The following is a 21,260-nucleotide window of genomic DNA, read 5'->3' as shown; positions in this document are numbered from 1 at the left end:
GCCGCTTCATGCCATCGCCTTGGCCTGCTCCAGCTCAACCTGCAGGGCGCTGGCCAGCTCGTCGCGGGCGACCTCGAACTGCTGCTCACGCAGCAGGTCCTTGACCGCCACCACGCCACGCGCCAGCTCATCCTCACCGGCCAGCACGACGAAGCGGATGCCGGCCTTGGCGGCGTACTGGAACTGCTTGCCGATCTTCTTCGGCTCCATCTGCACTTCGGCGTTGATGCCGCCCACGCGCAGGCGGCGGGCGATATCCAGCGACTCGGGCAGGCCGTTGTCGTCCATCAGGGCCACCAGCGCGTGCACGCTGCTGTCTTCGATCCCGGCGATCAGGCCGGCCTCGCGCAGCTGCCAGAACAGGCGGGTCAGGCCGATGGAGATACCCACGCCCGGCAGCTTGGACTTGCTGTAGTGGCTGGCCAGGTCTTCATAGCGGCCGCCCGAACAGATCGAGCCGATCTGCGGGTGGTCGGTCAGCGTGGTCTCGTAGACGGTGCCGGTGTAGTAATCCAGGCCGCGCGCGATCGAGAAATTCAGGCAGTACGCGGTTTCCGGCACGCCCAGCGCCTTGACCAGCTGCAGCACTTCGCGCAGCTCGGCTACGCCCTGCTTGAGCGTCTCGCTGGCGGCGCCATCGACCAGCAGCGCACCCAGCTGCGCCAGCGCGTCGGCATGGCTGCTCGACCGCACGGCCACGAAGGCCAGGATGCGCTCGACCTGCTCGGCCGGAATGGCAAAGCCCTCGCCGACCAGCGTGTCGCGCACGTAATCGGCGCCACGCTTGTCCAGCTTGTCCACTTCGCGCAGCACCGCCAGCTGGCGCTCGCCATCGGCCACGCCCAGGCTTTCGAAGAAGCCACGCATCAGCTTGCGGTTGTTGAGCTGCACCGAGAAATCACCGATGCGCAGTTCGGCGAACACCGCATGGATGACCGCCAGCACTTCGGCGTCGTAACGGGTGCTCAGCGTGTCCTTGCCGATCACATCGATGTCGCACTGGTAGAACTCACGGAAGCGGCCACGCTGGGCACGCTCGCCGCGGTACACGCGCTGCATCTGGTAGCGGCGGAACGGGAAGGTCAGGTCGTGTTCGTGCTCGGCCACGTAGCGCGCCAGCGGCACGGTCAGGTCGAAGCGCAGGGCAAGTTCGGGCAGCGCTTTCTCTTCGGCTTCGGCGGCATTGGCCAGCGCGCCGGTGGACTGCACGAAATACACCTGGCGCTCGGTCTCACCGCCGGACTTGGTCAGCAGCACATCGGACAACTCGAACACCGGGGTTTCCACCGGCAGGAACCCGAACCGCTCGTAGTTGCGGCGGATGACGTCCAGCATGCGCTGGAACGCGATCTGCTCACGCGGCAGCAATTCCATGATGCCGGGCGGCGTACGGGGCTTGATCACTTGCGGGACTCCTGCGGAAACGGGGGGATGAGCGAGCGGCATATTCTAGCCGCAGCCAGCGCGACGGGCCGCATCCCGCGTCAGGACCGGGCCAATGGCGGCATGAAGTATCATAGGCAGGCCCCGCTTGCTGACCTGACATGACCCGGCCCCACTCCGGTACCGCGCTTTCCGCTATTGAAGACCCCGCCGCCCCCGGTTGCTCGCCCCTGCGCGACTGCCTGCATTGCTCGGTTCGGCACCTGGCGGTCTGCTCGGCGCTGTCGCCGGATGAAGTGCAGGCGCTGGAACGGGTCACCGTGTCCCAACCGCTGCCGCTGGGGTCCACCCTGGCCCGTGCCGGCGAGCCGCGCCAACATGTCTATACGATTACGGCCGGTGCACTACGCCTGGTCCGCACCCTGGCAGACGGCCGCCGCCAGATCAGCGGCTTCGTGCTGCCCGGCGATTTCCTGGGCCTGAGCGGCAGCGATCATCACCGCTATGACATCGAGGCGATCGCCGACAGCCGCGTGTGCCGCGTATCACTGCCGCAGATGAAGGACCTGCGCTCGCGCTTCCCGCATCTGGAGCGCAAGCTGCTGCAGCGCGCCTGCCAGGAACTGGATGCCGCGCAGGATGCCGCGATGGCGTTGGGCCGGCTGCAGCCCGCCGAGAAGGTCGCCGATTTCCTGCTGCGCCTGGCCGCGCGCGAAGCCCTGCTCGGTGAACCAGGGCTGCGGGTGACCCTGCCGATGGGCCGCGGCGACATCGCCGATCATCTCGGCCTGACCATGGAAACGGTCAGCCGCACCTTCACCAAGCTGCGCCAGCAGGGCCTGATCGCCCTGCCCCATCTGAACACCGTCGAGATCCTCGACGAAGCCGGGCTGCAGAAGCTGTCGGCCGACGAGTCGTACTGACCCCGGTTACCGGCGCAACAGTACCTCGCGCAGCGCGCCATAGGCCGGTGCGCACGCTTCGGCCTGCGCCGGCCGCTGCAGCAATGCGGCCAAGGCCGGCGGCACCGCCAGCGCCTGCCCGATCAATGGCTCCACCACCGATTCGAACTTGGCCGGATGCGCGGTCGCCGCGACCGCCCAATGCCCCTGTGCACCCTCGGCACGCAGGTGCTCCAGGCGCGCCACCGCCGTCGCCGTGTGCGGGCAGAACACCTCGCCATGCAGGTCATGGCGCCGCTTGATCACCTCGCGGATCGCCGCATCATCCACGGCGTCGGCGGTGAACGCGCCCCGCAGCGCCACGTCATCGTCGTTGTACAGCCACCGCAGCCGCTCGAAATTGCTCGGTGCACCCACGTCCATCGCATTGGCAAGGGTCGCGACGCTGGTCTGCGCCCGGTAAGCCTCGCCATGGAAATAGCGCGGCAACACGTCGTTGGCATTGGTCGCCAGGGCGATCTGCCCCAACGGCAGGCCCATCGCCCGCGCCAGGATCGCCGCCATCGCATTGCCCAGGTTGCCGGTCGGAATCACCAGGTTGAGTACGTGGCCGGTCTGCGCCTGATGCAGCAACGCGGCGTGCGCGTAGTAGCTCATCTGCGGCAGCCAGCGGCCCAGGCTGATGCTGTTGGCCGAACTCAACGGCACCTCGGCCTGCAGCTCACGATCGCCCAGCGCCTGCTTCACCATCGCCTGGCAATCATCGAAGGAACCAGCCACGCGCAGCGTGTGGATGTTGTCGCCGAAGCACCCAAGCTGATGCGCCTGGCGCGGCGAGACCCGTCCATCGGGGTACAGCACCACCACACGGATTCCCGGCTGCCGATGGAAGGCGGCAGCAACCGCCGCGCCTGTATCGCCGGAGGTGGCAACGACGATCGTCAGCGGCCGCTCGCGCCCCTGCTGCAACCGGGCCAGACAGGCCGCGAGGAAGCGCGCACCGAAATCCTTGAAGGCGGCCGTGGGGCCATGGAACAGTTCCAGCACATGGTCGTCGGCGGTTGCCAGCGGACGCAGCGGCGCATCGAAATTGAAGGCCTGCGCGCAGAGCTCGGGCAGCACCTGCTCCAGGGCATCGTCATGGAAGTATGGCGCCAGCACCGCCGCGGCCGTCTGCGCGAAGGAATCGTGCGCCGACCAGTGCTGCAATCGCGGGCGGTGCTCGGGAACATACAGGCCGCCATCCGGGGCAAGGCCGGCGGCAAGCGCCTGGCTGAGCGAGGTGGCGGGGGCAGCGTGACGCGTGGAGACAAACTTCATCGGACATCCCAAAGTAGAAAGTGAGGAGGCGTCACAGCAATCGGGCGGCGGGCGCGTTCAACGGCGACACCCAGCCCTGGCTGTCGAAGCCTGCGTCAGCGAATGCCTGCTGGACGGCGGACTGCGCGGCGAATGCGGCCTCGCGCTGTTCGAACCAGGCAAATACGCTCGGCCCCGCACCGGAAATGCTGGCGCCCATCGCACCCGCCACCAGCGCCGCGTCGCGCGCCGCCGCAAAGCCGGCGATCAGCCCGGCCCTGCGCGGCTCGACCAGCACATCACGCAGCCCGGCACGGACCAACCCGGCATCGGCGGTGTAGCAGCCACTGAGCACCAGCGCCAGATTCGCGCTCTGCGCCACGAACTCGCCCAAGGCGTAGTGGCCCTGCAGTGCGGCGCGTGCGCGGCGGGTCTCCAGCACCGCGTCCGGATGCACCAGCAGGCTGTGCCACGCCGCCGGGACCGGCACCGGCACCAGCCGGTCCGCCGTGCTCACTACCAGCCCACCCAGCAACATCGGCCCCAGGTTGTCGCCGTGCCGCCCGCCACTGGCCACCGCCTCGCCGGTCAACGCGAATGGATACAGCGCTTCGCGCGACAACGGCTGCGGCAACAGCGCATTGGCCGCGACCAGCGCCGCCACGCACGATGCGGCCGAACCGCCCATGCCAGAGCCCAGCGCAATGCCCTTGTCGATCTCCACCTCGAACCCGAATGGCAGATCCAGTGCGGCACGCAGCGCGATCAACGCGGCACCGGCAGTGTTGTCTTCGGCCCCCAGCGGCAGGTCCACCGTGGTGCCACGGATCGCGTGGATGCGTACCACGGGCTCGTCGATCCGCCGCACCGTGACCGTATCGCCCACGCCTTTGATCGCGTGGCCGAGAATATCGAACCCTACCCCCACGTTGCCGACCGAGGCCGGTGCGAACGCGCGTGCTTCCGTCATGCGGCCCTCACTCACAAGCGTGCTCCTTCGCCCACCGCCACGCGCAGCACATCGGCGAACACGCCGGCGGCGGTCACCTCCGGCCCGGCGCCAGGCCCCTGCACCACCAGCGGGTTATCGCAGTAGCGGCGCGTGGTGAACTGCACCACATTGTCGGTCAGACGCAGGTTGGCGAAGGCATGTCCCGCCGGCAGCGCGACCAGCCCTACTTCAGCGCCGTCCGGGGTCAGGCGCGCCACGTAGCGCAGCACGGCCCCCTCGGCCTTGGCATCCGCCAGCCGCGCGGCAAACACCGCATCGATCTGCGGCAGGCCGGCCATGAAATCCTCCACGCTGGCCTGGCGAAGCGCCTCCGGCACCAGGCTCTCCACGCGCACCTGCGCCAGGCTGAGCTCACGGCCCGCCTCACGCGCCAGGATCACCAGCTTGCGCGCGACATCCACGCCGGAAAGGTCATCGCGCGGGTCCGGCTCGGTATAGCCCATGCCACGCGCCTGGCTGACCAGATCGGAGAACGGCACCTGGCCGTCGTACTTGTTGAACAGCCACGCCAGCGTGCCGGAGAAGATGCCGTCGATCGCCAGCACCTCATCGCCGGTATCGACCAGGTCGCGCAGCGTGGTGATCACCGGCAGGCCGGCACCCACCGTGGCCTCGTAACGGAAGCGCGCGCCACTGCCGGCCGCCGCCTCGCGGATCGCGTGATAGCGCTCCAGCGGTCCGGCACCGGCCTGTTTGTTCGGGGTGACCACGTGGATGCCCGCGGCCAGCCAGCCCGCATAACGGTCGGCCACATCGGCACTGCCACTGCAATCGATGATCAACGCGTGCGGCAGATGGGCGGAGAGCAGATGCGCGGTGAACGCGTCCAGATCGCTGGGCTGCGCCGGGCCGGACAGCGCCGCCCGCCAGTCGCCCTTCAAGCCCCGTTCGTCCAGCACCATGCGGCTGCGCGAGGCGACCGCACGCAGGCGAAGATCCACATTGGCACGGCCGAGCAGCTGCACCTGGGCCGCCTGCAGCTGATCCAGCAGCGCCGCACCGACGTTGCCCGGGCCGATCACACCGACCGAGAACGTCTGCGGCGACAGCCAGAAGCCCGCGTGCGCCGCGCGCAGGGCCTTGGTCGCGTGGCGACTGTCCACCGCCACGGAAATGTTGCGCTCCGATGAGCCCTGCGCGATCGCCAGGATATTCACCTGCGCGCGGCCCAGCGACTCGAACAGGCGTGCGGCGACGCCGGGCTGCCCGGCCATGCCATCCCCCACGGCCGCCAGCACGCTCACGTTGTCGGTCAGCTGCACGCGCTGCACCTGGCCCAGGCTCAGTTCATGCGCGAACGCCTGCAGCAGCGATTCGCGCGCACGCACCGCCTCGGCCTGCTTGACCACGCAGCAGATCGAGTGCTCCGAGGAGCCCTGCGAGATCATCACCACCGACACATGCGCATTGCGCAGCGCCGCGAACACGCGCTCAGCCGTGCCGGGCACGCCGATCAGGCCGGTGCCTTCCAGATTGATCACGGCCAGGTCCGGGCTCAGGGTCAGGCCCTTGATCGGGCCGGACGCGGTGCGCTCGGCGGTGATGCGCGTGCCCGGATGATCCGGATGGAAGGTGTTGCGGATGATGATCGGCAGGCCGCGCTCGATCGCCGGCGATATCGTCTGCGGGTGCACCACCTTGGCGCCGAAATAGGCCAGTTCGCAGGCTTCGTCGTAGCTCAGCGCTTCCAGCTGGACGGCCTCGGGCACCACCCGCGGGTCAGCGGAGAGCACGCCATCCACGTCCGTCCAGATATGCAGCTCATCGGCATTGAACAGGGCGGCAAAGATCGCGCCGGAGTAATCGCTGCCGTTGCGGCCCAGTGTGGTGATGCGGTCCTGGCGGTCGCGGGCGACAAAGCCGGTCGCCACGATGCGCGATTGCGGATGCTGCAGCCGCCATTGGGCCAGGCGTTCGGCGCTGCGCACCCAGTCCACGTCCACGCCCAGTTCGCCGCGTTCGATCACCAGCACATCGCGCGCATCCAGCACGGCGCAGTCTTCGCCCAGCGTCCGCAGGTACTGGCCGAGCAGTTGGGCGGAATACACCTCGCCCATGCCCTGCACGCGGTCCAGCACCTCAGTGGGCAGGCCACCGATCACCGCCAGTGCGCCCAGCACCTCGGCCAGCTGGTCGAAGCGCTGGTCCAGCCACTCCACCGTCGCGCCAGCGTGCTCACCCAGCAAGGCAACGGCGGCACCGCGATGGCGGGCCCGCAGCGCATGCCAGTGCTCGCGCCAGGCGGAGCCGTCTTCGGCCGCCAACGTCGCCACGCCGATCAGTGCATCGGTGACGCCCTTCATCGCCGAGACCACGGTGACCTGCATCGCCTCCTCGCGCGCCAGCAGCAGCTGCGCCACATGGCGATAGCGCTCGGCATCGGCCACCGAGGTGCCGCCGAACTTGTGGACCACGGTGGTCACACCGGCCCGCGAGGCGACAAAGACGGCAGGCGCGGCGGAAGGGGGAGCGGAAGCGGCGACAGATGACATGCTGACCTCGATGGGAGGCCCCGCGTCACATCAGGCTTGAGAGTGTCCCCCGCCACCTGATCTGGGTGCGGGGCCGTGGTTTTCGGAAATTACGCGAAGACGACGGGCCGCACCGGGCGAGTGGTGGCGGTGGTAATGATGGTGGTACCGGTCGACACGGTCTGGCTGCCCGCGGAAGCGGGAACGAGCACAGTGGCGTGGGCGGCGGTAATGACCATGGATCAAGAAAACTACGCCGCCGCCCTGCTTGTCAAGTGCTGCGCTGCAAAAGGTCGCGGCACGCAAACCACCGCGATCGTCGGCCAAACAGTTGCGATTGTGACCATCCAGGCGCAGCAAGGGCTTGCCTATCCCACGTGCTCGGCCACCGCCGCCGGCGGCCGGTGGGCGTGCGCGCACATCAGCACGCCGGAAATCAGGCAGACGATGGCCACCGTTTCCATCAGCGTCGGCCAGCGCTGCTGCCAGGCAAAGCCATACAACAGCGCGAACAGGGTTTCGAACACGATCATCTGGCCGGTCAGGGTCAGCGGCAGGTTGCGGCTGGCGCGGTTCCAGCAGGCGTTGCCGAGCACCGAAGCGACCACCGCCACGCCGGCGCTGATCAGCCAGAAGTTCAGCCACTCGCCCGGCGGATGCACCGTCGTACTGGTCAGGAACGCACTGGGCACCAGCACCAGGGCAAGACCGCCCGTCGTGATACCGGTCAGCAGCGACCAGTCGTGGCCGGACAAATCCGGCCGGCGCGCCAGCCATCGGCTGTTGCCGATCGAGTACACCGCCCAGGACAGCAGCGCGCCGATCGCACACAACAGGCCAAGCAACCGGCGCCCGGCCGAGCCCTGCGCGTGTTCGGCCATCAAGGCCTCATAGCCCACCAGCGCCACGCCGAGCAGGCACAGCAGCAGCGCCGGGGCCAGGCGACGCAACGGCACCGCCCCCTCCTCGCGCACGCCGGCCAAAGTCACCACCACCGGAATCAAGCCCACGATCAGCGATGCCGCGGCACCACCGGCCCACTGCACGGCATTGGCCAGCAGCAGGAAGTACACCAGATTGCCTGCCAGGCTCAGCCACAACAGCCCACGCCACTCGGGCCAGGCCAGCCGGTCCTTGAGCTGCCGCCAGCGCGGTGCCAGCAGCACCACGGCGATCAGGCCGTAGACCAGATAACGGCCCGCCGAGAGCTGCACCGCGTTGAAGCTGTGCAGCATGGCCGGGGCCAGGAACACCACGCCCCACAGCGCGCCGGCGGCAATGCCATTGGCGATGCCCACTCCCATCGATCGTTTCATTGCGGCTCACGCGGTGTGCATTGGCCGCGCAGTGTAGGAGCCACGCAGCGCGACGTCTTGACCGAGGCTACTGCCGCCGGAAAGCCTGGGGGGTCAGCCCGGTTTCCCGGCGCAGGGCCCGGGTCAGCGCGCTGTGCTCGGAGTAGCCGGCATCCAGTGCGATCGTGGCGATGCTGTCGGTACTGGTCAGCAGCCGGTGCTTGGCCCAGCGCAGCCGGCAGGCACTGAGCCAGGCCTGCGGTGGCACACCGAACTCCTGCACGAAGGCCGCATGCAGGCGGCTGCCGCTGATCCCGACCAGTGCGGCCATGCGCGCCACGTTCCAGTCCGCGCCGGGGTGGGCGGACAGCCGGGTGCATAGCGCATGCAACCGCGCCGCGCTGCCGGCGGGCGCGTACTGCTGGAGCAGGGTCGCAAGCAGATCGTCGCTGCCGGGCGCGGACCCACCGGCCAGGCGCTGCCGAAGTGTTCTGGGCAGTGCCAGCCAACGCTGGCGGCGAAGATGCTCCACGGTGTCGTCATCGATCAGACCGGCCGGGCAATCGACGATCAACATCAGATGATCACCATCGCCAGTCTGCGCATGCCCCTCGCCGGGCGCCACGAAGGCCCCCTGCAGCACATCCAGGCGGCCACCGAATGCATCCACCTCGAAATCCAGATCGCCGCGCAGTGGCAGTACCCATTGCGCAAAGTCATGCCGGTCCACATCGCTGGACGTTCCGTAACACCGCAGGTGGCAGGCGCTGGCGTGCATAGGGATAGTCTGCGCGCAGGGTGAAGTGCGCTGCAAGCGGCCACGAAAAGCGCGCGCATCCGCGTACCATGGCAGCCGACCCGTACAACATGGAGCGTTCACCGTGGCCTGCACCATCGTCCCCCTCAGTGACCGCCCCGACCTGCTGCCCGTCCTGGCCGAGTGGTATTGCCAGGAATGGGGACGCCTCGTGCCGGGCCTGACCCTGCTCGACCAGCAGCAGCGGCTGGAAGTCTTCCTGCAGGATGGCGAGTTGCCCCTGCTGCTGATCGCCCTGGACGACGCGGTCCCGGTCGCCGCCGCCCAGCTCAAGTTCCATGAACGCACTGAACGCCCGGAGCGGTTGCACTGGCTGGGTGGCGTCTACGTGCATCCGGAACACCGCGGGCGCGGCCTGGCCGAGAAGGTCATCAGGGAGTTGCTGGCACGCGGCCGTGCGCTCGGCGTGCGCGATGTCTACCTGCAGACCGAAGCCGATGATGGCGGGCTGTACCGCCGCCTGGGCTGGGCACCGCTGGAATCGCTGCAGCATGCCGCGGGCATGCCAGTCCGGATCATGGTCCGCAGCGTGGCCGCCGACCGCCTCGACTGAACGCGCGGTTGCGGCACCATGTGTTGAGAATGAATGCGGCGCCGGTGAACGGTGTCAGCGGAAGCGGACCGGCTGCGGTGCCGGACGGTCGGCCAGCGAGCCGAGCGTGAACGTGTAGCCGGCCTCTTCCAGCAGCTTGCGCATGCGCAGCTCCGCGTGCTTGGGATAGGCCAGCGAGGTCGGCGCGTGCAGCGCGTAGGAGGTCGATTTCCCGGGCAGCGTTTCGCGGGTCACCGAGGACTGATTGGTCTCGCACGCGTTGGCCCACAGGTCCATCAGCACCTTCGGGCCGATGGATTGATTGTTGCTGAGACGAAGCGTCAGCCAACGCATGTGTTCCATGACAAATCCAAGCGGCTCTTTGTCCCGAGTATGCACCAATTCCCCCACCACCGTTCGGCGCCGTCCGGTCCCTGGCTGCCACCCGGCCTGGCGGCCACAAACAAACAGCCCCGGCAGTGCCGGGGCTGTTCTGGTTACCGCTTCAGGGAAGCGGCGCACTGGCGACCGTGGGGAGTGGCCAGCGCACTGCGCGCCTGAAACTCAGTGCTTCATGGCGTGCTTGCGGTCGCGCATCACGGCATGGCATTCCTGCACCTGCGGCAGCAGACGCTGGACTTCCTGGCGCGCGGCCGGCGAGGTGTCGGCGTCGGTCAGGGTGTCCTTGAACGCCTTCAGCAAGCGATCTTCGGATTCTTCCAGCTCGGCCACGTAGCCGTACTGCTTGTCGCCCAGGGTGGCGCGCACCTTGCCGTAGAACTGCTGCATAGAGCCGACGAAGGTGCCATGGTCGGCCGGCTTGCCGCCGGCGGCAACGACGGTGGCGCTCAGCGAGCGGACGATCTCATTCTTGACACCGGCGATACGGGTGAAGAGCGCCGCCAACTCGGCATCTTCGACCTTGCCTGCGGCCTCGGTGTAGAACTCCTGGCCATCGCGGGCGATTTCGATCAGGTCGTTCAAGTTATGCGCGGTCTTCGATTCGGTATTCACTGCGATGTACTCCTGTTGGTCCGGTTTGGCCCGTGTGTTGTTGTCGGGGTGAGTCGACTTTTCCGCATCGGCCATGAAGTCGGCGTGACACTGAAATGCGAGTGTTCAGCGACCTCAACGCACTGCGCGACAGATGTGCACGGCGCGTCGTCGAGGCGCGAAATGCGCGTTACTTCCCTGCCCGTCGGCGCTTGATCCAGGACAGACATTGCCCGGCGATGGCGGTGAGCAGAATCAGTGAATTGGTCACGACGAAGACCAGCGACCCGGTTGCCGCGCTGTAGGCGATGAACAGCACCGAGGCGGTCATCTGCCCGACGAACAACCACGTGGATACCGCTTCGGGATCCTCGGCCGTCCACTGTTTCCAGATCTGCCGCCACAAGGTGGCGATCAGCACGGCCGTCGCCGCCCAGCCGAGCAGGTCAATGGTGTCCATCAACGCGCCAGCAACGACAGGGGCGCCGCGTCGCCCACCACCTCGTCCGTGGCCAAGCCCACGCGCTGTTCCAGCCGACGCAGGAAGTCGCTGAAGCCGTGCGGTGCACGGGCATGTCGGCGTGCGCTGGTCATCACCCGTGGGCTGGCGAGCCGCGCTACCTGCATGCCGGCGCCGTGCATGGCCTGGATCAGCGCAACATCCTCACCGGTCGCCAGTGGCGCGAAGCCGCCGCATTGCCGGTACGCCACCGCGCTGAAGCCCATGTTCGCGCCATGTACGTGCGGATGTCCGTCCACCGCGTGCTCGCCCTGCAGGAACTGCTCGCGCACGGCCTGCGGGTAGTCCAGCCAGTCACCCACAGCCACCACGCCACAGAAGGCGTTCGCGCCACACTGCAGCTGGCGCGCAAGCCAGTCCGGCGGAACCACGCTGTCGGCATCGGTGCAGCCGATCCAGCGCGCGCCCAGTGCCAACGCACGCTCACTCGCCGCCGCACGCGCGACGCCGACACAGCCGGCATCCACCGTCACCACCTCCACCCCCATGCGCTGGCAGATCCACTCGGTGGCGTCACTGCAGCGGTCCAGGGCAACCACGATCACCACTGCCTCGCCACGCAACGCGGGATGCAATGCGGCTACCTGCAGCGACTGCAGGCAGGCGGCGATCAATTGCTCTTCATTGTGTGCGGGAAGGCTCACGGCGATCATCGCAGGCCCTCGCGCTCGGCCACCGAGGTGGTATCGGCCGACCAGCCTTCCAGCAGCATGTCCTGGTCACGATACGAGAACACGCGTGGCAGACCCTCATCGAGCTGCGCGTGCACGAACGCGGCGCTGCAGCGCGCCTGCTCGAACGGAACGCGCCAATGGCAGGCGATCACAATGCCTTGCGGCGTGAGCGAGCGGACGACCTGCGCGGCGGTCTGACGCATCTCCTCCTGCGAGAGGTAATAACCCATCTCACCCAGCACGATCAGATCGAAGGTGCCGGCCGGCCAGTCCTGTGGATGACGGGCCTGTTCGATGGTGACGTGCGTGTGGCGGCGGGTCATCGCCCGCGCCGCGGCGACCGCGCCGTCGCTCAGGTCGGTGGCGAGCAGGTGATCGCAACGCTCGGCCAGCGCGGCGGTGAGTACACCGTTGGAGCAGCCCAGCTCCCACCCGCGGGCAAAGCGCTCGCGCGGGAGGCTGGCCAGGGTGAGCGCACGCTTGCGCTGTTCGTACCAGCGGGTGCGGTACTGGAAGGGATCGTCCTTCTCGTACAGCGCATTGAAGTAGGCGACATCGCTCATCCGATCAGTACCTCGTAGTTCCGTTCGAAGCGCTGCAGCACGGCAGCCGGCAGGATGGGCTCGCAGTCCAGTCCATCCACCGCCCCGGTCTGGGTCACGAATTGCTGGATCGCGCCGCGCTTGCGCTCCACCAAGGCGTCATCCAGCGCAACGCGCGTGGCCGTTGCCCACGCCGTCGGTGCTGCCTGCGGATCAAGCCAATGCCAGCCCCACACCGGGTATTCCTTCAAGGCGACGCCGCGCGCCGTGGCGGCCTGCACGCAGGCGCGCGCGACCGCTTCATGGTCCGGATGCCCATCGAAACGCCATGGGGCCAGCACCAGATCCCCTGGCTCCAGTGCGGCCGCCAACTGTTCGGCAATCCCTGCCTCGCTGGCCGTCACCGCGCCATCGCCGATGTGCCAGGAGATCCGCGCTGCGCTCGCCAGCCCCAAGCTATGCAGCGCGTGGTCCAGCTCGGCCGCACGGGCCACGCGCAGCCGCTCGGGCGACCACGCGGGCTGATCGGGATAGCAGGCTTCGCCGTCCGTCACCGAGATCACGGTGATGGCCAGCCCAGCTTGATGCGCGAGGGCCATCAGGCCGCCGCAGGCCAATACTTCATCGTCGGGATGCGGCGATACCACCACCAGCCGCCGCGCACCGCCGAACAGCGCCACAGGGGAGGCAAGCGGCAGCGTCTGCAACCACGGCGAGGCCGCCCATTGCGCTTCGGTCACGCCGCCGCCTTCGATCTGACGATTCACAGCGTCCACGTGCGGCCCTCGCGATGCATCAGGTTGCCAAGATGCTGCCAGTCGCGGTCGGCATGGCTCTGGCGGATGAAAACCGTCAGGTCCGCCCAACGCCGGGCGTGCGCCGGGTCCATGCACATCGGGCCAGGCCCCAGCGCCCTGCCCACCCGGTCCAGCGTCAGGGAGGCGGCACGCTCCACGGCGCTGCGCGCCCGCACGATTTCGCGCTGATGGGGTTGATCGGGCTGTGCATCGATCAGCGCGGCGAGCTCGCGCAGCAGTGACGCACAGGGCGACAGTGCCAGATCGACCTCACCCAGCAGGCCCGCCGCCGTGCCCGGCTCATCGGCCCGCGCGCTGCGCAGCAACGGCTCGGCCAACGCGCTCGCGCCGCCGAACCAGCATGCCGCGATACCTGCGCCGCCATGCCAGAAGCCTGGCCGCTGCAGATAGGCATCGGCCGCCCCCACTTCAACGGCAGGCACCCGATCAAAGCGCGCCGTACTACTGGGGACCCGCCCCATGCCCGTGGCCTGCCACGTCTGCGGCAGGAAACTCACACTCGCGCGATGCACCGGCACCAGAAACAGGCGTGAGCGGCCGTCATCGCGCACCGTCACCAGCGCATGGTCCACCCAGCCGGCGCCGGAGCACCATGGCTTGTCACCGGAGAGCGTGCCGCTGGCCCGATCAAAGCGCAGGGTCGCCGCAGGTCCTTCGGCCGCCCATACCGCACCCAGCTGATCTCGCTCCGGCATGGTGGCGCCCAGCTCTTCCAGGATCGCCTGCGCGTCGTAGTGCGCTTCCAGCACCTTGGCCAGGCACAGGTCGCGCGCGGCGATATGCGCCAGCGCCTGCCAGCGCAGCAGCGTATCCCCGCTGCCGGGGCGCGGCAACGAGGGTTGGTGTTCGATCCACGCACGCGCCTGCGCCTGCAGGTCATCACCATCGGTCACCGGCTGCGGTGCCGCCGGCGGTACAAGAGAAGCCACGGCATTCATGTCAGGGCGTCAGGATTACCTTGCGGCAATCCTCCTCTTTGCGGTCGAAGATCTCGTAGCCACGCACCGCGTCCTCCAGCGACAGCCGGTGGGTCACGATCACACCCGGATCCAGTCGACCCTCGCCGATATGGTCGAGCAGTTCCGGCATCAACTTCTGCACATGGGTCTGGCCCATCTTGAAGGTCAGGCCCTTGTCGAACGCATCGCCGAGCAGGAAGCCATGAATGAAGCCGGCATACACACCGGGGATGCTCACCGTGCCACCACGACGCGTGGCCGCGATGCACTGGCGGATCGCCACGCCGCTGCTGCCCTCCACCTTGAGCGTGGTCAGCGCCGATTCCAGCGCACTGCCCTCGGCCTCGAAGCCGACCGCTTCGATCGTGGCATCCACGCCGCGGCCGTTGGTCTGGGTGATGATGTATTCCGCCGGATCCTCCACCTTGGTGAAATCGATCGGGGTCACGCCGTAGGTCTGCTGCGCGAAGGCCAAGCGATACGGCAGGTGATCGACCATGAAGATCGTCTCCGCCCCCAGCAGGCGGCAACACGCCGCACTCATCAGCCCGACCGGGCCGGCACCGAAGATCGCCACTGTGGAGCCAGGCTTTACCCCGGCGTTGATCGCCGCCTGGTACCCGGTCGGCAGGATGTCCGAGAGGAACAGCACCTGCTCATCGGAGAGCGCGTCCGGAATACGCAGCGGGCCGACATTGGCCTTCGGCACGCGCACGAACTCTGCCTGCCCGCCGGATACGCCGCCATACAGATGGCTGTAGCCGAACAAGGCCGCCGGCGGACGGATGCCCTTCTGGTTCACCGCCGCGCCCTTGCCGGTATTGGTGGTCTCGCAGGCCGCGAACTCGGTGAGCCGGCAATGGAAGCATTCGCCACAGGCGATCACGAATGGAATGACCACGCGGTCGCCCGGGCGCAGATCCATCACGCCCGCACCGACTTCCTCCACCACGCCCATGAACTCATGGCCGAGCACGTCGCCGGTATGCAGATCCGGGATCTTGCCGCGGTACAGATGCAGGTCCGAGCCGCAGATCGCCGTGGCGGTGACGCGCAGGATGATGTCGTCCGGGGCGGCCAGGGCGGGATCGGGGACGGTATCGACCCGTACATCCTTGCTGCCGTGGTAAGTCAGTGCGCGCATAGCAAACTCCGTGTCCAAGTACCTCTTTCGTACGTGGTACGGCGTGGCAGCGTCGTGACCGCACCGTGTGCGGCGTGTCTATCCGGGCGAATGCGCCGCACGGCAGCGCTGAAGCGCATGGCACTGCGCAGTACATGAGGACTGAATCATTCATTCTGAGGGCGCGGCCACGGCCTCTTGCGGCGGTGGCCTATTCCACCGAGGGCGCCGCCGGCGTCTCCGGATCCGGCGGCAGTTCCTGCGGCGGCGATGCCGGCGCGGGGTCACCCTCCGGTGGGATTTCCTGCGGAGGCTCCTGCGCGGGCGGATCGCCCCGTCCGGGTTCTTCCACCGGCGGCGCGGGCGGCACGGGCTCCGGGGCCGGGTCAGGCACCTGGGCGATCACGGTGTCAAAGGGAGCAGCTGCTTCGCCGTTCGCTGTCGTGTACATGGCGCATGTTCCTTCTGAGGGGCAGCGTCCGACGCTACGCGGCGTACCGTCAACATCCGGCGAGGGCGCCCATTTGGCGAACGGCGCGGCTCAGTCATCCCCCTCAGAACGGCGCTTGTGCACGGTGATCTCGCCGGAGGTTTCCAGCACCGCCAGTTCGACCTGCCCGAAGCCCTCGCACCCATTGGCGCGCATCGCCACTTCCAGATCGGCCGGGCTGACGTTGCAGCGCTTCACCTGCTCCCAGTAGATCGTGCCGTGCCGCGCCAGCACCACCGGCACGCCCTCCACGATTTCGTTGAGTCGCTTGCTGCGCGCCCCCAGAAAGCCGACGAACCAGTTCAGCCCGATCAGCGTCGCGGCCAGAATGAGCCCGCCGGGCAGCGAGGTGTCCTCACCGATCAGCGAGTTCTGCACAGCGGTGCCCAGCAGCACGATCACCAGGATGTCGAACGGCGTGGACTGCCCCATCGAGCGCTTGCCGCTCATGCGCGTCAGCAGCAGGACCACTACATACACCGCGACCGCGCGGACCACGAACTCCCACCACTCCATCCCCAGCTCGAACATCTCATGCATCGCGGCAGCCTCCGTGTGGCGAGGTCTGGACGATAGGAACTCCCAGGTGAAGCCGATGGGAGCACCCGCCCTTCACGGGATCCCTGCCGCTTCGTAACAGCGGCAGGGCTAGCGTCGAGGCATCACCGCCCTACCCGTACGCGCAGGAGACACGCCATGCAGCACGACAAGACCCCGCCCGCCTCCACCGAAGACGCCCACGCCGCGCACAGCTGCCCGCCCGCCGAAGGCAAGGTCGACAAGAAGCGCACCTCGGAGAACCACGACGAAGCGCTGGAAGAGACGTTCCCGGCCAGTGACCCGATCTCTCCGTTCGTGGCGGCCAAGCCGCCGAAAGATGACAAAGACGAGAAAGATCCGGATGCAGCACGGCTGAAGACGGAGAACGAGGGCTACAACCAGCACGGCCACGGCAAGGGCGGCAAGGCCGGTGAAGGCGAGCCGGATGGCGTCCGCAAGGATGACGGCATCACCCAGCCGAACTTTGGCCAGGGCGGGACGTCTGGCAAGCAGACGCTGGATCGCTGATCAAACGAGGACATGTCATGACTACCGCACCGCGAGCGCCCGCCACAAAAGAAGACGACCAGCAGAAGAGCCATACGCCGGACAAGCTTAGAAACGATGACGCCCGGTGGAAGGACAAGGACATGCCGGAGGCGGAGCATGGGGCCACGCCTGAGGATTATGAGCGGCCGGGGAAGGTGTGAGGTCTGGAGCGGCGGAGCGCTTGAGACCGCCACTTCACTGCCAGCGCGAAGAAAGGTTCCGCCGCCAGCGCCCCACAGCCGGGAACGGGCAAGGATGGTGACCCCGGCCCGATTCGAACGGGCGACCTTCCCCTTAGGAGGGGGACGCTCTATCCAGCTGAGCTACGGGGCCTTGCGCGGCGTGAAGGATACAGCGAAACGGCAGCTGATGCCCAATTCATAGGGCCGCGGCGTGTCGGGACCAAGCTTGAAACAAGCCTCCGAAGCACATCGAAACCCTCTCCAATGCGGCCCGCTTGCCATGGCATCACTACCTCCATGTGTTCTGGGTCTCCTATGCTTTGCGAGCGCCCTGCCGTAGCGCAAGCCTGCCAATGAAGGGAATTCGGGTCGGGCTCATTCTGCGCCCTCCCATGTAGCCTATCCTTGGCCGCCCTACCCTTGCCGCCTGCTCCATGACTAACCCCTGGGCAACGCTCTCTCAATTGGGCGACAGCAGGCTGTTGCTGCCCACCGCAGTATTGCTGATCGCTATCGGCTTATGGCGCGGCCACCCTTGGGCGCGCCGATGGGTAGTGGCCTTGCTGGCGATTGGGCTGATCGTATTGGCATCAAAGCTGGCCTTCCTTGGATGGGGCCTCGGCATTGCATCGATAGACTTCACAGGTTTCAGTGGTCACGCGGCCATCTCCGCACTGGTGTGGCCGGTGATCCTTTGGTTACTGACTGGCGGCGGAAAGACTGGCAGGTGGGGTGCGGCTTTAGGGCTACTTCTCGCGGCGTCCATCGGATACTCACGATTGCCCTTGAATGCGCATAGCTGGTCAGAGGTGATCAGCGGTTTTGCTTTGGGGGCCGCCGGAAGCCTCGCTACGCTATCGAGGGCCACGCCGATCCCGTGCCTTCGACGCCGATGGGTCATCGCGGCCCTTGCAGTGGGAGCATGTGTACCGGCCGCCATCCCCCAAGTGCATACGCACCAATTGGTAGTTAAGGTCGCCAAGGCGCTTTCTGGCTCCGTGAAGGAGTTTGATCGCGAAATGCTCCGCCGCAGTCAGGGCCTGAGGCGATAGACACAAGTGCAACCCATTCCCGCGCCCCAAACGAGAGAGGCCCGACGCATTGCGTCGGGCCTCCAATTTACGGCGACTGAGAATCGTCAGCTCTTGTCGTCGGATGCGTACTCGTAGTACCCGTAGCTGTAGTAGCCCGTGGCGCGCTTCTCAACCGCATTGAAGATGGCACCCTTCACCTGCACCCCGTTCTGCTCGAAACGCTGCATGGTCAACTCAATCTCCTTCGGCTGATTTACACCAAATCGCGTCACCAGCAGGCTGGAGCCAGCATGAGCTGCCACGAGGGCGGCATCGGTCACTGCAAGGATGGGCGGCGTGTCCACGATCACAAGGTCGTACTGCTTGGACACCGTATCAAGCAGTTGCACGAAGCGCGGATGCATCAACAGCTCGGCCGGGTTCGGCGGAATGTCGCCCCGAACCATGTAGTGCATGTTGTTCAAGCCCTCCACAGGAAGAATGACCTGCTCTGCGGCCAGCTTCCCAGACAAGAAGTCGGACAGACCCCGCTGATGGGGAACACCCAGGATCTTGTGCAACGTGCCCTTGCGCATGTCGGCATCGATGACCAGCACGCGCTGCCCAGCTTGCGCAATAACGGCGGCCAGGTTGGTGGAAACGAACGTCTTGCCTACCCCGGGACGCGGGCCGGAAATGGTCAGAACATTGTTCTTCGCTTCCAGCATCGCGAAATGCAAGCTGGTCCGCAGGCTGCGCAGCGCTTCCACCGTCGGATCTGCTGGCGAATTCACAGCCAGCAAATGCTGACGCCCGTCAGCAACGACGCGCGTACCATGCTTACCCTTTCGTAGCTTCGGGAGTGCCGTGGACACGCTAAGCGGGATGGCCGCATAAACCGGGAGACCCAACGCTTCGATGTCTGCGGGATCTTCAATCCCTGGATTCAGCATGCGCTGGAGGAACACGAAAGCTATGGAAAGAAACGCACCAAGCAAAGTAGCGACCGCAATGATCAATGGCTTGCGCGGCTTCACTGGGCTGGTGGTGTCCACGACAGCATCATCCACGATCCGCACATTGCCCACCGTGCCGGCCCGGGCTACGTCCAGCTGCTGAGCTTGATTGAGCAAGGCCGTGTACAACTCATTACTGACCTGCAGGTCTCGAGTCAGTCGTAGCAGTTCCTGCTGCGTATCTGGGAGCTGACCGACTTGACGCTGAAAACCCGACTTGCGCGACTCCAAACTGCCGATCTGAGACAGCAATGCGCGATAAGCTGGATGCTCGCGGGTGAAGCTGCGATCCATTTCAGCCTGCTTCAGACGCAACTGCTGGATACTGGCTTCGACGGCCACTTCCTGATCCAGCAGCCCCTTGGTCTGCATTGTGATGTCGACCGAGTTTGCGCTGGACTGATAGGACGTCATCGCCTGCTGCGCTTCCTCCACCTGCTTGCGTACGGTCGGCAACTGCTCCTTCACGAATTGCAGCTGCGCGGCGGCCTCAGCGGAGCCTCGATCGACATTCTGACGCACATAGGCATCGGCCACCCGTTGAACAAAGAGTTGCGCAGCGGCGGGGTCCGGGCTTTCGAATGTCACTTGCAGAATGCCCGAGTCTTTGCCCTGTTCCACTACGTTGACTGCGGATTGCAGTCGGCTGACAACGTCCAGGCGGCGCAACTTTGTTACCTGAAACCGAGTCCCTGGGTTGGCTTGCAAGGCAGCCACCTCCAGTCGCACACCCTTGCCTTCGGAAGGCTGGCCGAGATGACCCTTGAGCAACTCGTTTCCATCGCCGTCGAAAAGCGTATAAGACTGGGTCTTATCGCCAACCCGAAGTTCCAGCGGCACGTCGACAAGGGATTGCGGCACTTGAAGGTCATGTATGCTGAGCAATTCTCCGCCCCAACCGTAGCTAGACGCACCGAAACGCGGTGCCGCTACGCTGCCAAGTGCCTCAGGCGTAAAGCACCTGGCAAAGTAATCGCCGACCAATGGAAAGCGCATAGGCTGCGCCCTTACGTCCAACTTAAGCTGGTCTACCGCTGTTCCAATGACTGCGCGCGAGGTGAGCAGCGCCACCTCAGTGGTAGCAGCACCCCCGACGCCCCCCCCACCCATTGAGGTAAGTTCCGATATCCCGGGGATTGCGGGCATCTTCGACTCCACCTGCACCATGGCTTGTGCTTGATAGACAGGTGGAGCGAGAAGCGCGTATGCAGTACCAATGACGAAGAACAGCACAGTAGCGCCAATGATCAACCACTTCCGGTCGATCAGTACACCAAGAAGCTCGCGCAGATCAATCTCATCATCCTTGACGCCACGGGATTCCGTTTGCTTTGTCATTGCTTCCACTTCAGTTCGGGAACAGCCGCGAAGCGGCATAATGCTCGTTCAAAAATCGAGAACTCGTGTCTATCCGGTCGGAGTCGGAGGCAAAGCCATTGTTCCGTCTGCGGACAATGCACCCTACCCCCAGACCTAAAGCGCTCGTTCAGCCATACAGTCTACCGCAACCTGGCTCAGGGCGGAGGGAATCGTCACACACGCCTCAGACCGCGCTGGTCACCACCCACTACGATCCCAGACCAACGCCACGCGCCACCGCTTTCCTACCAGGCCATTGCACGTCGCGACCACATTGCTATGATTCGGCCCCGACTTGAACCCATGGAGAGGGGCGCGTCGCCTGTGCGAATTGTGGCTCACCGAATTCGAGATCTACGGAAGGATACCTATGCAGTCAATCGCCTTCTACCACCGCATATCGCCAAATCCAAGAAGCTTGTCGAAAGCCATAGAATTTGGAACAGCAGCACACTTTTACTCAATGATCTGCGGGGAAGGAGCTGCTCTGTGGCACAGGGTCATACCGAACTTAGATCAAGGCCGTGGGATCCTTCAGTCACAAGGTTGCAGCGCCGACCTTGACGAGCGCAAGAACGAAACCCGGCGCATTAAACACAATGGATCCTCGCAAGTGGCTCAAGGGCTCAGCCTAACGCCTCCTGGCAACGGAGCCTCACGGCCTATCGCTGAACTAGCCTACCAACCGCGAGGCCAAGCAAGCGACCGCAGGATGGATTAATCCAAGAACCAGATGAATGGCACTCCGCAGCCGCCATCGACAGCCCTCAC

The 21,260-nt window shown here is 66.1% G+C and carries 22 protein-coding genes and 1 tRNA gene; 5 read left to right on the top strand and 18 right to left on the bottom strand.

The window, feature by feature from the left end:
- Positions 1 to 6: 6 nt before the first annotated feature.
- Positions 7 to 1,404 carry a histidine--tRNA ligase gene (gene hisS / locus ACTT2I_RS07070; RefSeq protein ID WP_421100408.1) on the bottom strand — a complete coding sequence of 466 codons (1,398 nt, stop codon included), beginning with the start codon at positions 1,402 to 1,404 and terminating at the stop codon, positions 7 to 9.
- A 140-nt stretch (positions 1,405 to 1,544) separates the two neighbouring features.
- On the opposite strand from hisS, the gene ACTT2I_RS07065 reads away from it, so the two are divergent.
- A complete protein-coding gene (locus ACTT2I_RS07065) occupies positions 1,545 to 2,306 on the top strand; it encodes a Crp/Fnr family transcriptional regulator (RefSeq protein WP_421100409.1) in 762 nt (253 codons plus the stop codon).
- 6 nt (positions 2,307 to 2,312) lie between these two features.
- On the opposite strand, the gene thrC is transcribed toward ACTT2I_RS07065, so the two are convergent.
- The 5 genes from thrC to ACTT2I_RS07040 form a co-directional block, all read right to left on the bottom strand.
- A complete protein-coding gene (gene thrC / locus ACTT2I_RS07060; protein WP_443096818.1) occupies positions 2,313 to 3,605 on the bottom strand; it encodes a threonine synthase in 1,293 nt (430 codons plus the stop codon).
- Between the two features lie 31 nt (positions 3,606 to 3,636).
- A complete protein-coding gene (locus ACTT2I_RS07055) occupies positions 3,637 to 4,554 on the bottom strand; it encodes a homoserine kinase (protein WP_421100411.1) in 918 nt (305 codons plus the stop codon).
- Positions 4,555 to 4,565: 11 nt separating this feature from the next.
- A complete protein-coding gene (gene thrA / locus ACTT2I_RS07050; RefSeq protein ID WP_421100412.1) occupies positions 4,566 to 7,088 on the bottom strand; it encodes a bifunctional aspartate kinase/homoserine dehydrogenase I in 2,523 nt (840 codons plus the stop codon).
- 347 nt (positions 7,089 to 7,435) lie between these two features.
- Complete coding sequence (locus ACTT2I_RS07045) at positions 7,436 to 8,383, bottom strand: DMT family transporter (protein WP_088434092.1); 948 nt, start codon at positions 8,381 to 8,383, stop codon at positions 7,436 to 7,438.
- Between the two features lie 67 nt (positions 8,384 to 8,450).
- Complete coding sequence (locus ACTT2I_RS07040; protein WP_421100413.1) at positions 8,451 to 9,140, bottom strand: helix-turn-helix domain-containing protein; 690 nt, start codon at positions 9,138 to 9,140, stop codon at positions 8,451 to 8,453.
- Between the two features lie 103 nt (positions 9,141 to 9,243).
- Here ACTT2I_RS07040 and ACTT2I_RS07035 point away from each other — a divergent pair, with 103 nt between their 5' ends.
- Complete coding sequence (locus tag ACTT2I_RS07035) at positions 9,244 to 9,732, top strand: GNAT family N-acetyltransferase (RefSeq protein WP_421100414.1); 489 nt, start codon at positions 9,244 to 9,246, stop codon at positions 9,730 to 9,732.
- Between the two features lie 54 nt (positions 9,733 to 9,786).
- Here ACTT2I_RS07035 and ACTT2I_RS07030 read toward each other — a convergent pair whose 3' ends face one another.
- The 10 genes from ACTT2I_RS07030 to ACTT2I_RS06985 all read right to left on the bottom strand — a co-directional run bounded on the left by ACTT2I_RS07030 (position 9,787) and on the right by ACTT2I_RS06985 (position 16,370).
- Positions 9,787 to 10,074, bottom strand: coding sequence for a hypothetical protein (locus tag ACTT2I_RS07030; RefSeq protein WP_421100415.1), 288 nt, complete (start codon positions 10,072 to 10,074; stop codon positions 9,787 to 9,789).
- A gap of 201 nt (positions 10,075 to 10,275) precedes the next feature.
- Positions 10,276 to 10,725, bottom strand: coding sequence for a PA2169 family four-helix-bundle protein (locus ACTT2I_RS07025; RefSeq protein ID WP_019183020.1), 450 nt, complete (start codon positions 10,723 to 10,725; stop codon positions 10,276 to 10,278).
- Positions 10,726 to 10,894: 169 nt separating this feature from the next.
- Positions 10,895 to 11,164 carry a PQ-loop domain-containing transporter gene (locus ACTT2I_RS07020; protein ID WP_293982862.1) on the bottom strand — a complete coding sequence of 90 codons (270 nt, stop codon included), beginning with the start codon at positions 11,162 to 11,164 and terminating at the stop codon, positions 10,895 to 10,897.
- The gene (locus ACTT2I_RS07015; protein ID WP_421100416.1) at positions 11,164 to 11,877 is read right to left on the bottom strand and encodes a glycosyltransferase; all 714 of its coding nucleotides are present in this window, start codon (positions 11,875 to 11,877) and stop codon (positions 11,164 to 11,166) included. Before ACTT2I_RS07015 ends, ACTT2I_RS07020 begins: the two co-directional genes overlap by 1 nt.
- Entirely contained in the window at positions 11,874 to 12,461 is a 588-nt protein-coding gene (locus ACTT2I_RS07010; protein ID WP_088434087.1) for a class I SAM-dependent DNA methyltransferase, read from the bottom strand. Before ACTT2I_RS07010 ends, ACTT2I_RS07015 begins: the two co-directional genes overlap by 4 nt.
- Positions 12,458 to 13,207, bottom strand: coding sequence for a PIG-L deacetylase family protein (locus ACTT2I_RS07005; protein ID WP_421100417.1), 750 nt, complete (start codon positions 13,205 to 13,207; stop codon positions 12,458 to 12,460). Before ACTT2I_RS07005 ends, ACTT2I_RS07010 begins: the two co-directional genes overlap by 4 nt.
- Positions 13,204 to 14,196: an acyl-CoA dehydrogenase gene (locus ACTT2I_RS07000; RefSeq protein ID WP_421100418.1), complete on the bottom strand. Its 993-nt coding sequence runs from the start codon at positions 14,194 to 14,196 to the stop codon at positions 13,204 to 13,206. The genes ACTT2I_RS07005 and ACTT2I_RS07000 overlap by 4 nt, the downstream gene beginning before the upstream one ends.
- A 1-nt stretch (position 14,197) precedes the next feature.
- On the bottom strand, positions 14,198 to 15,361 hold the full coding sequence (locus tag ACTT2I_RS06995; protein WP_088434084.1) for a zinc-dependent alcohol dehydrogenase: 1,164 nt from the start codon (positions 15,359 to 15,361) through the stop codon (positions 14,198 to 14,200).
- A 190-nt stretch (positions 15,362 to 15,551) separates the two neighbouring features.
- On the bottom strand, positions 15,552 to 15,791 hold the full coding sequence (locus tag ACTT2I_RS06990) for a hypothetical protein (RefSeq protein ID WP_421100419.1): 240 nt from the start codon (positions 15,789 to 15,791) through the stop codon (positions 15,552 to 15,554).
- Positions 15,792 to 15,881: 90 nt separating this feature from the next.
- Complete coding sequence (locus tag ACTT2I_RS06985) at positions 15,882 to 16,370, bottom strand: DUF421 domain-containing protein (RefSeq protein ID WP_088434082.1); 489 nt, start codon at positions 16,368 to 16,370, stop codon at positions 15,882 to 15,884.
- 156 nt (positions 16,371 to 16,526) lie between these two features.
- Here ACTT2I_RS06985 and ACTT2I_RS06980 point away from each other — a divergent pair, with 156 nt between their 5' ends.
- Positions 16,527 to 16,898 (top strand): hypothetical protein, encoded by a 372-nt coding sequence (locus ACTT2I_RS06980; RefSeq protein WP_421100420.1) that lies wholly within the window; start codon positions 16,527 to 16,529, stop codon positions 16,896 to 16,898.
- A gap of 17 nt (positions 16,899 to 16,915) precedes the next feature.
- Entirely contained in the window at positions 16,916 to 17,080 is a 165-nt protein-coding gene (locus tag ACTT2I_RS06975) for a hypothetical protein (protein ID WP_293982842.1), read from the top strand.
- 95 nt (positions 17,081 to 17,175) lie between these two features.
- Here ACTT2I_RS06975 and ACTT2I_RS06970 read toward each other — a convergent pair.
- Positions 17,176 to 17,252: transfer RNA gene (locus ACTT2I_RS06970), tRNA-Arg, on the bottom strand.
- 283 nt (positions 17,253 to 17,535) lie between these two features.
- Between ACTT2I_RS06970 and ACTT2I_RS06965 the strand changes: the two genes are divergently transcribed.
- A complete protein-coding gene (locus ACTT2I_RS06965) occupies positions 17,536 to 18,153 on the top strand; it encodes a phosphatase PAP2 family protein (protein WP_421100421.1) in 618 nt (205 codons plus the stop codon).
- Between the two features lie 86 nt (positions 18,154 to 18,239).
- Here ACTT2I_RS06965 and ACTT2I_RS06960 read toward each other — a convergent pair whose 3' ends face one another.
- On the bottom strand, positions 18,240 to 20,468 hold the full coding sequence (locus tag ACTT2I_RS06960; protein ID WP_421100422.1) for a polysaccharide biosynthesis tyrosine autokinase: 2,229 nt from the start codon (positions 20,466 to 20,468) through the stop codon (positions 18,240 to 18,242).
- Between the last annotated feature and the right edge of the window lie 792 nt (positions 20,469 to 21,260).

It is taken from the genome of Stenotrophomonas sp. PUT21 (genome assembly GCF_052232875.1).
GTDB classification, from domain to species: domain Bacteria; phylum Pseudomonadota; class Gammaproteobacteria; order Xanthomonadales; family Xanthomonadaceae; genus Stenotrophomonas; species Stenotrophomonas maltophilia_N.
Note: the sequence above shows the minus strand (reverse complement) of the source record. Positions and strands in the feature narration are given on the sequence as shown.

What these genes read in the sequence shown, in the direction of transcription:
- ACTT2I_RS06985 (WP_088434082.1), bottom strand. Translation starts at nt 16,370, where the DNA reads ATGCATGAGATGTTCGAGCTGGGGATGGAGTGGTGGGAGTTCGTGGTC.
- ACTT2I_RS07015 (WP_421100416.1), bottom strand. Translation starts at nt 11,877, where the DNA reads ATGATCGCCGTGAGCCTTCCCGCACACAATGAAGAGCAATTGATCGCC.
- ACTT2I_RS07030 (WP_421100415.1), bottom strand. Translation starts at nt 10,074, where the DNA reads ATGGAACACATGCGTTGGCTGACGCTTCGTCTCAGCAACAATCAATCC.
- ACTT2I_RS07045 (WP_088434092.1), bottom strand. Translation starts at nt 8,383, where the DNA reads ATGAAACGATCGATGGGAGTGGGCATCGCCAATGGCATTGCCGCCGGC.
- ACTT2I_RS07065 (WP_421100409.1), top strand. Translation starts at nt 1,545, where the DNA reads ATGACCCGGCCCCACTCCGGTACCGCGCTTTCCGCTATTGAAGACCCC.
- ACTT2I_RS07010 (WP_088434087.1), bottom strand. Translation starts at nt 12,461, where the DNA reads ATGAGCGATGTCGCCTACTTCAATGCGCTGTACGAGAAGGACGATCCC.
- ACTT2I_RS07055 (WP_421100411.1), bottom strand. Translation starts at nt 4,554, where the DNA reads ATGACGGAAGCACGCGCGTTCGCACCGGCCTCGGTCGGCAACGTGGGG.
- ACTT2I_RS07020 (WP_293982862.1), bottom strand. Translation starts at nt 11,164, where the DNA reads ATGGACACCATTGACCTGCTCGGCTGGGCGGCGACGGCCGTGCTGATC.
- ACTT2I_RS06995 (WP_088434084.1), bottom strand. Translation starts at nt 15,361, where the DNA reads ATGCGCGCACTGACTTACCACGGCAGCAAGGATGTACGGGTCGATACC.
- thrA (WP_421100412.1), bottom strand. Translation starts at nt 7,088, where the DNA reads ATGTCATCTGTCGCCGCTTCCGCTCCCCCTTCCGCCGCGCCTGCCGTC.
- ACTT2I_RS06990 (WP_421100419.1), bottom strand. Translation starts at nt 15,791, where the DNA reads ATGTACACGACAGCGAACGGCGAAGCAGCTGCTCCCTTTGACACCGTG.
- ACTT2I_RS06960 (WP_421100422.1), bottom strand. Translation starts at nt 20,468, where the DNA reads ATGACAAAGCAAACGGAATCCCGTGGCGTCAAGGATGATGAGATTGAT.
- ACTT2I_RS07040 (WP_421100413.1), bottom strand. Translation starts at nt 9,140, where the DNA reads ATGCACGCCAGCGCCTGCCACCTGCGGTGTTACGGAACGTCCAGCGAT.
- ACTT2I_RS07000 (WP_421100418.1), bottom strand. Translation starts at nt 14,196, where the DNA reads ATGAATGCCGTGGCTTCTCTTGTACCGCCGGCGGCACCGCAGCCGGTG.
- thrC (WP_443096818.1), bottom strand. Translation starts at nt 3,605, where the DNA reads ATGAAGTTTGTCTCCACGCGTCACGCTGCCCCCGCCACCTCGCTCAGC.
- ACTT2I_RS06980 (WP_421100420.1), top strand. Translation starts at nt 16,527, where the DNA reads ATGCAGCACGACAAGACCCCGCCCGCCTCCACCGAAGACGCCCACGCC.
- ACTT2I_RS06965 (WP_421100421.1), top strand. Translation starts at nt 17,536, where the DNA reads ATGACTAACCCCTGGGCAACGCTCTCTCAATTGGGCGACAGCAGGCTG.
- ACTT2I_RS06975 (WP_293982842.1), top strand. Translation starts at nt 16,916, where the DNA reads ATGACTACCGCACCGCGAGCGCCCGCCACAAAAGAAGACGACCAGCAG.